General features: G+C 72.1%; 6 protein-coding genes and 1 rRNA gene. 3 read left to right on the top strand and 4 right to left on the bottom strand.

Annotated features, from left to right (window positions below):
- Positions 1-427 (bottom strand): 16S ribosomal RNA (locus G3I53_RS07715); the annotation flags it as partial.
- A gap of 558 nt (positions 428-985) precedes the next feature.
- On the opposite strand from G3I53_RS07715, the gene G3I53_RS07720 reads away from it, so the two are divergent.
- On the top strand, positions 986-1,435 hold the full coding sequence (locus tag G3I53_RS07720) for a PTS glucose transporter subunit IIA (protein WP_164333673.1): 450 nt from the start codon (positions 986-988) through the stop codon (positions 1,433-1,435).
- Positions 1,436-1,530: 95 nt separating this feature from the next.
- Positions 1,531-3,201 (top strand): phosphoenolpyruvate--protein phosphotransferase, encoded by a 1,671-nt coding sequence (gene ptsP / locus G3I53_RS07725; RefSeq protein ID WP_164333674.1) that lies wholly within the window; start codon positions 1,531-1,533, stop codon positions 3,199-3,201.
- Between the two features lie 108 nt (positions 3,202-3,309).
- Here the strand turns inward: ptsP and G3I53_RS07730 are convergent, their stop codons facing one another.
- A complete protein-coding gene (locus G3I53_RS07730; protein ID WP_164333675.1) occupies positions 3,310-4,200 on the bottom strand; it encodes a hypothetical protein in 891 nt (296 codons plus the stop codon).
- A gap of 22 nt (positions 4,201-4,222) precedes the next feature.
- A complete protein-coding gene (locus tag G3I53_RS07735) occupies positions 4,223-5,488 on the bottom strand; it encodes an MFS transporter (RefSeq protein ID WP_343240568.1) in 1,266 nt (421 codons plus the stop codon).
- Positions 5,489-5,542: 54 nt separating this feature from the next.
- Between G3I53_RS07735 and G3I53_RS07740 the strand changes: the two genes are divergently transcribed.
- Positions 5,543-6,862, top strand: a complete 1,320-nt coding sequence (locus G3I53_RS07740) for an aminotransferase class I/II-fold pyridoxal phosphate-dependent enzyme (protein ID WP_164438154.1) — start codon at positions 5,543-5,545, stop codon at positions 6,860-6,862.
- Between the two features lie 48 nt (positions 6,863-6,910).
- Here the strand turns inward: G3I53_RS07740 and G3I53_RS07745 are convergent, their stop codons facing one another.
- The gene (locus tag G3I53_RS07745) at positions 6,911-8,878 is read right to left on the bottom strand and encodes an acetoacetate--CoA ligase (RefSeq protein WP_164332715.1); all 1,968 of its coding nucleotides are present in this window, start codon (positions 8,876-8,878) and stop codon (positions 6,911-6,913) included.
- Between the last annotated feature and the right edge of the window lie 343 nt (positions 8,879-9,221).

The following is a 9,221-nucleotide window of genomic DNA, read 5'->3' on the forward strand; positions in this document are numbered from 1 at the left end:
TTTACAACCCGAAGGCCGTCATCCCTCACGCGGCGTCGCTGCATCAGGCTTTCGCCCATTGTGCAATATTCCCCACTGCTGCCTCCCGTAGGAGTCTGGGCCGTGTCTCAGTCCCAGTGTGGCCGGTCGCCCTCTCAGGCCGGCTACCCGTCGTCGCCTTGGTGAGCCGTTACCTCACCAACAAGCTGATAGGCCGCGGGCTCATCCTGCACCGCCGGAGCTTTCGAACCCCGCAGATGCCTGCGAGGCTCAGTATCCGGTATTAGACCCCGTTTCCAGGGCTTGTCCCAGAGTGCAGGGCAGATTGCCCACGTGTTACTCACCCGTTCGCCACTAATCCCCACCCGAAGGTGGTTCATCGTTCGACTTGCATGTGTTAAGCACGCCGCCAGCGTTCGTCCTGAGCCAGGATCAAACTCTCCGTGAATGTGTACCCGTAATCGGGTGTCACACCACGAGAGCGGAACCACCGGAGGAATAGTCCGATGGTTCACAGCGTCCTCGCTGTGTGTATTTCAAAGGAACCTCGACCATCCGAAACCGGATGGACGGGGCATCAACATATCTGGCGTTGACTTTTGGCACGCTGTTGAGTTCTCAAGGAACGGACGCTTCCTTCGTACTCACCCTCTCGGGCTTTCCTCCGGGCGCTTCCCTTCGGTGTTTCCGACTCTATCAGCATTTTTCCGGCCCTTTGACCACCCTCCTGCGAGCACGCAGAAGAGGATCCCAGGAGTAGGATCTGACGAGTTGGTTTGCCTGCCGGGCAGGACGCACGATCGCATCCCTCAGCCCCATGCAGGAGTCACGACTGTACACGGGGTCGCGGACCACGTGCAAATCCATTAGGGTGATGTGGTCTAGACCTCTAATCCGGATCTTCCGCCCGGAACCGGTACGTCCTATGACATACCCTGCTGCACAGTGCGCGGTCCGGGACAGGTAGTGGCCGCGCTTCTCCAGATCTCCACCCGGGAGGCTTCCCATGACCACCGTGACGTCCCCGCTCTCAGGACGGGCCATCGGACTGGCAGCTGTGCCCGATCCCGTCTTCTCCGGGGCCATGGTCGGCCCGGGTACCGCGATCGATCCCGTACGGGAGCCCTCCACGGCCGTCTCCCCCGTGGACGGTGTCATCGTCTCGCTGCACCCGCACGCCTTCGTCGTCGTCGACGGCGGTGGACACGGCGTCCTCACCCACCTCGGCATCGACACGGTGCAGTTGAACGGCGAGGGCTTCGAGCTGCTCGTCAACAAGGGCGACACGGTCACCCGGGGTCAGAGCATCGTGCGCTGGGACCCCGCCGCCGTCGAGGCCGCCGGCAAGTCCCCGGTGTGCCCGGTGGTGGCGCTGGAAGCCGCTGCCGACGTGCTCTCGGAGCTGCGCGAGGACGGTGACGTGGCGGCCGGTGACACCCTCTTCCTCTGGAAGTGATGACCGCGCTGCCGGTGCCGGCGCTCCTGGCGTTTACGTAAGAACGACAACCAACGCTGCGGCCGGGTGCGCCGCACTATTCGGAGACGGGTGAGATGGAGACAACGCTGCAGGGTGTGGGCGTGAGCCACGGCGTGGCGATCGGCGAGGTGCGGCACATGGGTACGGCCGTGCTCGAGCCGCCGGCCAGGCAGATCACTGCGGACGAGGTCGAGCGTGAGCAGGGGCGGGCCCGCAAGGCCGTGGAGGCGGTCGCCGCCGACCTGATGGCGCGCGGCAATCTCGCGGGCGGCGAGGCCCAGGCGGTGCTCGAGGCGCAGGCCATGATGGCGCAGGACCCCGAGTTGATGACGGACGTGGAGCGGCGCATCACCGGCGGGAGCACCGCCGAGCGGGCGGTGTACGACGCGTTCGCCGCCTACCGTGAGCTGCTGGCCGGAGCCGGTGAGTACATGGCCGGCCGGGTGGCCGACCTGGACGACGTGCGCAACCGCATCGTCGCCCGGCTGCTGGGCGTGCCGATGCCGGGTGTCCCGGACAGCGACGAGCCGTATGTGCTCGTGGCCCGTGATCTGGCTCCCGCGGACACCGCGCTGCTCGATCCGACGCTGGTGCTCGGTTTCGTGACCGAGGAGGGCGGGCCCACCAGTCACAGCGCCATCCTGGCGCGGGCGCTCGGTGTTCCCGCCGTGGTGGCCCTGCCGGGCGCCGGTGAGCTCGCCGAGGGCACGGTGATCGCCGTGGACGGCAGCTCCGGCGAGATCTTCGTGAACCCGAGCGAGGAGAAGAAGGCGCAGCTGGAGGCCGCGGCGGCCGAGCGCCGGGCGGCGCTGGCGTCGGCGACGGGTCCGGGGGCGACCTCCGACGGGCACAAGGTGCCGTTGCTCGCCAACATCGGTGGTCCCGCCGATGTGGAGGCGGCCGTCGAGGCGGGTGCCGAGGGTGTCGGTCTCTTCCGTACGGAATTTCTTTTCCTGGACGACAGCAAGAAGGCGCCCTCCAAGGAGAAGCAGGTCGCGGCGTACCGTCAGGTGCTGGAGGCGTTCCCCGACGGCCGGGTCGTCGTACGCGTGCTGGACGCGGGTGCGGACAAGCCGCTGGACTTCCTGACCCCGGGCGACGAGCCGAACCCCGCCCTGGGCGTGCGGGGTCTGCGGACGCTGCTCGACCACCCGGAGGTGCTGCGGACGCAGCTGTCCGCGCTGGCCGAGGCCGCCGAGGGGCTGTCGGTGTACCTCGAGGTGATGGCCCCGATGGTGGCCGACCGCGCGGATGCCCGGGCGTTCGCCGAGGCCTGCCGCGAGGCCGGTCTGCGGGCGAAGTTCGGTGCGATGGTCGAGATCCCGTCGGCCGCCCTGCGGGCGCGGTCGATCCTGCAGGAGGTGGAGTTCCTCTCGCTGGGCACGAACGATCTGGCGCAGTACACGTTCGCCGCCGACCGGCAGGTGGGTGCGGTGTCCCGGCTGCAGGACCCGTGGCAGCCCGCGCTGCTCGACCTGGTGGCGCTGTCCGCGGAGGCGGCGCGGGCCGAGGGCAAGAGCTGCGGTGTCTGCGGTGAGGCGGCGTCCGACCCGCTGCTGGCGTGTGTGCTGACCGGTCTGGGTGTCACCTCTCTCTCCATGGGCGCGGCGTCCATCCCCTATGTACGGGCGACGCTGGCGAAGTACACGCTGGCGCAGTGCGAGCGGGCCGCGTCGGCGGCGCGGGCGGCGGACAGTGCGGACGAGGCGCGCAGCGCCGCCCGGTCGGTGCTGTCGGGCGAGTAGTCCGACCGTCGGCAGTCGGGCGGTCGCGCAGGCGGCCGGTGACAGGGGCGCTCCCGTGGGCCGGGAGCGCCCCTTCGGCGTGTGCGGGCCGGGCCGTGGTGGCCGGTGTCAGTGACCGTGGGCCGGGCCCGTTCCGCTGTCGCCGAGGTCGGGGGCCGCGCAGTAGTCGACGTCGGACTCGGGGGCGATGAGGTCTCCGGATTCCGCGTCGGTGCAGTAGGCGTCGAAGACCTCGCCGGCCGTGAGCGGGACGAGGCCGTAGCCGCGCAGCCGCCAGCCGTGGACGCGGTCGGGGAGGCCGGGTGCGCTGATGCGGACGACGAGTCCGCCCGGGCTGTGGGTGGCGAGTCCGACGGCGAGGACGGCGGTGAACTCGAGTGCCTCGGCCTCGTCCAGGTCCGGCCGGCCGTCGTGGTCGTCGGCGTGGAGAACGGCGAGGAGGGTCTCGGCGGGGCCGGAGACGCTGCACACCAGGTGCCGGTGGCCGGGCGGGGCGGTGTCCAGGATGCGGGTGAGCAGGTGCGAGGCGCGGGCGTGGGCCGCGCGGCCCAGGTCTTCGCCGCAGGTGGTGCAGGGGCCCAGGCGGGCGAGGAGGGAGGCGGCGTACTCCCAGGTGGCCTGCCGGACGCCCTCGTCGACGAGGGCGGGGACGAGCGCGGTCAGGGGTTCGCCGCCGTAGGGGACGGTGGGGCCGGTGGCGGCGAGTTCGGCGGTGAACCGGGTGCGGCTGGTGTGGCTGTCCGGGTCGAGGCCGCCACGGGCGCAGTAGTCGGCGTACTCCACGGGGTCGAAGAGGGCCAGCGTGGTGTGGCCGCCCTGGAGGGCGCGGGTCCTGAGGACGGCCTCCACGTGCCGGAGGTAGGTGGGGTGGTCCTCGAAGGCGAAGCTGCGGTAGCGCCGCATGGCGCGGAAGTCGTGTTCGTCGGTGAGCAGGCCGATGGTGCCCGCGATCTCACGGCGCAGGACGCGTCGGAGGGTGCGGTGGTCGGTGTGTGCCATGTGTCCCCCTGTGCACAGTCGGTCAATGCTCACTCACCGTAGTCGGGGGCACTGACAGTGGGGTCCGGGTGAGGCGGTCGCGCACCAGCCGGTGCTGGAGCAGGCAGGTCGCGGCGATGGTGGTGCCGAAGGCGGCCCAGCCGAGGGGGCCGACGGCGATGGCGGCGGTGACGGTGAGCGGGCCGATGCTGCGCTGGGCGGCCTGGGCGAGGCCGTGGGCTCCGAGGTAGGAGCCCTGGGCGGCCTCGGGTGCGAGGGCGACGGAGAGTTCCCAGGAGACGGTGGCGTGGAGCATCTCGGCGACGGTGAACGCGACGGCGGCGGCGGTGAGGAAGAGGGTGGCGGCGACGGCTCCGTCGGCGGTGGAGAGGGCGAGGGTGATGCCGCCGAGGCAGAAGAGGCCGCTGAGGGGCAGCAGGAGGGTGCGGGCGGCCGCGGTGGTGGCGCCGAAGCGGGCCAGGGGGACCTGGAGGGCCACGACCATCACGTTGTTGAGCACCATCAGCAGGGGAGCAAGGCCGTGCGGGGCGTCCGTGGCGTGGACGATCCACAGGGGGAGGCCCACCTTGAAGACCGCGTCGTCGAGGAAGAGGACGGTCTCGGTGGCGACGTAGGCGAGGTAGGTGCGGTCGCGCCAGGGACTGGCCGGGCGGGTCGTGGGGGCGTCGTCGCGGGAGGTGGCGACGGTGCGGGAGGCGGACGGGGGTTCGCCGCAGCGCAGGGTGAGCAGGGCGCAGGCGAGGAAGGACAGGCCGTCTCCGACGAGGAGCCACTGGTAGGCGGCGGAGTCGTTCAGGGCGAGGGCGGCTGCCGCGGCGAGGCCGCCGAGGGCCCAGCCGGCGTTGGCGACGGTGCGCTGGATGGCCTGGTAGCGGACGCGGTCGGGGCCGGCGATGCGGGTGGCGTACAGCTTGGTGAGGACGTTCCCGGCGCGGTCGCCGAGGCTGCCGACGGCGCAGAAGGCGAGGAGCAGGGCGAAGTCGTCGGTGGTGAGCAGGGCGAGGGCGGCGAGGGCGCGCACGGTCTGGACGACGGTCAGCACGCGCGTGAGGGGGAAGCGGTCGGCGATGTGGCCGGCCAGGGGCGAGCCGATGATGCCGACGGCTCCGGCGACGGCGACGAGGGTGCCGATGCGGGCGACGGAGAGGTGGGAGACGTAGGTGAAGTAGAGGACGGACACGGAGGTCCACAGGCCGCTGCCGATCCGGTCGACGAGGGCGATGGTGACCATGCGGCGGCCGTCGGGGCCGCCGGGAACGCGTTCGGACCAGGTGACTGCGCGGCGCACCGGATGCACTGCTCCCCCTTGCGTGAAGTTATGTATTGATACATAATCAACTCTGTGGCATCACAATATGCGATCAGTGGGACGACGGCCAAGGGAATTGCCGCATCGGTCGAACTCGGTGTGGCGGAGGGCGCGTTGGGGCCGGGCGCCGCGCTGCCTCCGGTGCGGCGGCTGGCGGAGGAGCTGGGCGTCAGCCCGGGGACGGTCGCCACGGCGTACAAGGAGCTGCGGCGGCGGGGCATCGTCGTCACGCGCGGGCGCGGCGGCACGGTGGTCGCACCGGCGCCCGCCGTGGCGTCACGGCGTCCGCCGCGCGTCCCGGAGGGCGTGCGGGATCTGGCCGGGGGCCACCCCGATCCCGCCCTGCTTCCCGGGCCGGTCCCTCCCGGGAGCCTGGCCCTCGACGCGCGCTCGCACCGGGCGACGCCCAGGCTGGCCAAGCTGGAACAGGCGGTGCGGGAGCTGCTGGAACCGGACGGCGTGCCCGCGGCACACGTGAGCTTCGCCCACGGGGCGCTGGACCTGATCGGACGGCTGCTGTCCGTGGAGCTGCGTCCCGGGGACGCGGTGGCCATGGAGGACCCCGGCTACCACCATCTGCTGGATCTGCTCACCGCGCTCGGACTGCGGGCGGTGCCGGTGGCCGTGGACGACGAGGGCATGCGGCCGGACGCGCTGCGGGCGGCGCTGCGGGCCGGGGTGCGCTGCGTGGTGTGCAGTCCGCGCGCCCAGAACCCGCGGGGCGGTCACTTCTCCGCGGCCCGCAGGGACGCGCTGGCGGACCTCCTCCGGGCGCATGCCGACGTGCTGGTCGTCGAGAACGACCACGCCTCCGCCGTCGCCGGGGCCCCGCTGCACACGCTGGCCGCCGCCGGTCTGCCGCGCTGGGTGCACGTGCGGACGGTGAGCAAGTTCCTGGGCGCCGACCTGCGGTGGGCCGCGGCGGCCGGCGACCCCGTCACCCAGTCCCGGCACGACGGCCGGATGCTGCTGACGTCGGGCTGGGTCAGCCACCTGCTGCAGGAGGTCCTGCACGGCCTGCTGACCGACGACGGCACGCGTGCCCTGGTGGCACGCGCCGGGGAGACGTACGCCCTGCGCCGCACCGCGCTGCTGCGCGAGCTCGGCACGCGCGGCATCGAGGCGTACGGGGCCAGCGGGATGAACGTGTGGGTGCCCGTCCGGGACGAGTCGGCGGTGGTCAACGGGCTGCGGTCGTACGGCTGGTGGGTCGCGGCCGGGGCCCGTTTCCGGCTGTCGTCCCCGGCGGGCGTGCGGATCAGCACGGCCGCGCTGGACCCGGCCGACGCGGTGCGCCTGGCCTCGGACTTCGCCGCTGTGCTCGGTGAGTCCGAGGCCACGTACGGGGGATGACGTGCCCCGCCCGGCCGCGCTTCGCCCGGGCGTGCCCCGCCCGGCCGCTCAGGCGCGCTTGCGGGCCAGGTCCTCGTAGAACGCCAGCAGGTCGAGGTTGTCGATGGAGCCGGGGTTGACCGCCTTCTCCAGCGGGGTGCCCTGGAGTAGCCGTTTGACCGGGACCTCGATGCGCTTGCCGGTGAGGGTGTGCGGGATGCCGGGCACCTCGATGACCTCGTCCGGGACGTGGCGCGGTGACAGCTCCCGGCGGATGGTCTGCTTGATGCGGTCCAGCAGGGCGTCGTCGAGCGTGGCCCCGGGGGCCAGGTGGACGAACAGGGGCATCCAGTAGCCGCCGTCGGGCTGTTCGATGCCGATGACGAGCGATTCCCGGATCTCGGGCAGCCGCTCGACCGCCTCGTAGATGTCGGCGGACCCCATGCGCACGCCCTGCCGGTTGAGCGTGGAGTCCGAGCGGCCGTGGATGATCACCGAGCCGCGCGAGGTGACGGTGATCCAGTCGCCGTGCCGCCACACGCCGGGATAGACGTCGAAGTAGCTGTCGTGGTAGCGGCTGCCGTCCGGGTCGTTCCAGAAGTGGACGGGCATCGAGGGCATGGGGTTGGTGACCACGAGCTCGCCGACCCCGTCGGTCAGGGGCCGGCCGGCGGGGTCCCAGGACTGCAGGTCGGTGCCCAGGCAGGCGGCCTGGAGTTCGCCCACGTACACCGGCAGCGTGGGGACGGCGCCGGCGAAGCAGGAGCAGACGTCGGTTCCGCCGCTGACGGAGGCGATCCACAGGTCGTCGCGCACCTCGTCGTGGAGCCACTGGAACCCGTCGGGCGGGAGCGGCGAGCCGGTGGTGGCCACGCAATGCACCGCGGACAGGTCGAAGTCGCGCGCGGGGTGCACGCCGGCCTTGCGGCAGGCCATCACGTAGGCGGCGGACGTGCCGTACAGGGTGGCCCCGGTGCGTTCGGCGATCCGCCACTGGGCCGCCGTGTCCGGGTAGCCGGGGCTGCCGTCGTACAGGACGATCGTCGTGCCGGTGAGGAGGCCGGAGACGAGGAAGTTCCACATCATCCAGCCGGTCGAGGTGTACCAGAAGAAGCGGTCGTCCGGCCCCAGGTCGCAGTGCAGGCCGAGCTGCTTGAGGTGTTCCAGCAGGATGCCGCCCTGGGACTGGACGATCGCCTTGGGCAGGCCGGTGGTGCCGGAGGAGTAGAGCACCCACAGGGGGTGGTCGAAGGGCACCTGGTCGAAGACCGGTTCGGTGCCGGCGGAGGTGAGGGCCGACCAGTCCAGCGCGCCGTCGGGGGCGTCCGTGCCCAGCAGCGGGATGTGCACGACGGCGCGCAGGGTGGGCAGCTCGCGGCGCAGCTCGGCGACGACGTCCCGCCGGTCGTGTTCCTTGCCGCCGTAGCGGTATCCGTCGACGGTGAACAGGACGACCGGCTCGACCTGCTGGAAGCGGTCGAGGACGCTGCGGGCGCCGAAGTCGGGCGCGCACGACGTCCACACGCCGCCCACGGCGGCTGTGGCGAGGAAGGCGACGACGGCCTGGGGGACGTTGGGCAGGTAGCCGCTGACGCGGTCTCCGGGGCGCACGCCCAGGGCCCGCAGCTCGGCGGCCAGGGAGCCGACCTGGCGGCTCAGCTCGGCCCAGGTGACGGGGCGCGGCTCGTGGGTCTCGTCGACGTGGAGCAGGGCGGGGGCGTCGGGCCGGTCCGCGGCCGCGCGCAGGGCGTGTTCGGCGTAGTTGAGCGTCGCGCCGGGGAACCACCGGGCGCCCGGCATGGAGCGGTCGGCGAGCACGCGGTCGGGCGGCGTCGAGAAACGGACGTCGAACCACTGTGCGACGGCTGCCCAGAAGGTCTCGAGCTCCTCCACCGACCAGCGGTGCAGGGCCGCGTACCCGCCCTCGGCGGGGGCACCGTGGTGCCGGGCGGCCCAGGACTGGAACTCGGTGATCCGCGCGCGGGCGATTCGTTCCGGATCGGGCTGCCAGAGGGGCAGGGCATTCGCGGTCGACATGGGGCGGCTCCCGGACTGTGCGCATGGTGTGCGTCCCGCGCGCACGGGCTGGGGTGTGCGCGTGACGCGGCTGACAGGGACGATGCCATGTGATCGACTTCCGCACCAGGGTGCCCCTCACACACGCCGTGTCGTGGGATGTGCTCCGCCCGTGGATGAACGGCAGTTGAACGGCACGCCCGCGGGCAGCGGCGAGTGGCAGGGTGAGCAGCATGGACGGTCGTGACCTGGTGCGTTCGGTGAGGGCGGTCGGCTCGATGGGGCCGGCTCAGGGGTTGCGCGCCGTACGGGCGGCGTGGCGCGGGCACCGCGCCGACGCCGCCGGGCTGCCGCGGCGCGGCCC

The organism is Streptomyces sp. SID14436, from assembly GCF_010548465.1.
Classification (GTDB): domain Bacteria; phylum Actinomycetota; class Actinomycetes; order Streptomycetales; family Streptomycetaceae; genus Streptomyces.